Annotated in this window: 4 protein-coding genes; all 4 read right to left on the minus strand. The window is 59.5% G+C overall.

The window, feature by feature from the left end:
* A partial coding sequence (locus ABAC460_RS47870) for a phage virion morphogenesis protein (RefSeq protein WP_023456036.1) occupies positions 1-220 on the minus strand: 220 nt, incomplete at its 3' end.
* Positions 207-680, minus strand: a complete 474-nt coding sequence (locus ABAC460_RS47875; RefSeq protein ID WP_023456037.1) for a phage tail protein — start codon at positions 678-680, stop codon at positions 207-209. The genes ABAC460_RS47870 and ABAC460_RS47875, both read right to left, overlap by 14 nt.
* Positions 652-882, minus strand: a complete 231-nt coding sequence (gene lysC / locus ABAC460_RS51235) for an Rz1-like lysis system protein LysC (RefSeq protein WP_229601625.1) — start codon at positions 880-882, stop codon at positions 652-654. Before lysC ends, ABAC460_RS47875 begins: the two co-directional genes overlap by 29 nt.
* The coding region (lysB, locus tag ABAC460_RS47880) for an Rz-like lysis system protein LysB (protein WP_031237661.1) at positions 776-1,093 on the minus strand (318 nt) is incomplete at its 5' end. The genes lysB and lysC, both read right to left, overlap by 107 nt.

Raw genomic sequence — 1,093 nt, forward strand, 5'->3', positions numbered from 1 at the left:
TGGAGAACATTGCCCGATCGCGCAGGCGCTTTTTGTTGCGAAGCCGAGTTTTGCGCGGCGCGTAGGGGGTGCCGTCCGGTGCCTGCTGGCGTTTGATGTGTTGCTGTTGACCGGCGCGCAGGCGCTTTGACACGGCAACGGCCAGCGACTTTCGGGACTGCGGCGACAGCTTGGCAATCAGCCCGGCAAGCCGGGTGTCAAAGGGATTAAGCTCGCTCATGCCATTCACTCACTAATTCACCGTGAACAAAGAGCTGCATCGGCCGCGTGATGTCCTCCGGTAACGGCGGCTCCGGCAGGTGCTTAACGTGTAGTGTGCCGTTCTGTTCGCTGACCACTACACGCTCGGTCAGCTGCAGCGATACGCTGAAATCGTAAGAGCCGTTGTTGTTGAAGTCGCTCGCGAAGGTGATCCCGGTGCGACGCTTTTCCTCCGTTGCCATGATATCCGGCTGGTTTTCCCGTAGCCATGCCTGAATCGGCACCATGATTAAATCCAGATCGCCGGTGTAGTCCAAAAACAGCAGGTTCAGCGTATAGCGGTACTCATGGGACAGCGAGACGGCAAGCGTGGCGACCACATTGCCGCGATCTACCCGAACTTGCAGGTTTTCAGGGTTGCGCTGTAGCCACGGCAGGCAGCGTGTCAGCTCAGCGCGGAGCTGTTGCGGTTTTAACATCGTGGTGTTCCTGACAGTGTTTTATCGTTTCGACCTGCACCGCGCAGGCCGCCAAGGCGTTTTCAAGCTGGCGAATATCGGCGCTCAGATCGCCATTAGTCGCCGGGTGGCTGGCCGGGATTTGGCACGGACTCACTTTCGGACAGCCAACGTAGATAATCCGCGGCGCCGGTGAAGCCGGGGCGCTGGTGCAGCCGGGCAACGTCAGCAGGCAAAGCAGTGTTAAACCAGTCCCGTAATTGCTGATTTTCATTGAGTAACCTCTGTATTTTCTGCTCACGCGTCAGCGCCAGCCGGTGCGCGGCGTTTAGGTCGCCCCTTAACTTTTCCTCTTCCTGCGCCAGCACACCTACCGCCGCCTGCAACGTGTCGATCGCCGCGCGGGTATCGGTCAGCGCCGCCGCAATCCGGCC

This window comes from Asticcacaulis sp. AC460 (genome assembly GCF_000495795.1).
GTDB lineage: Bacteria > Pseudomonadota > Alphaproteobacteria > Caulobacterales > Caulobacteraceae > Asticcacaulis.

Excerpts from the sequence above, each read along its gene's own strand:
- ABAC460_RS47875 (WP_023456037.1), bottom strand. The coding sequence starts at position 680 with ATGTTAAAACCGCAACAGCTCCGCGCTGAGCTGACACGCTGCCTGCCG.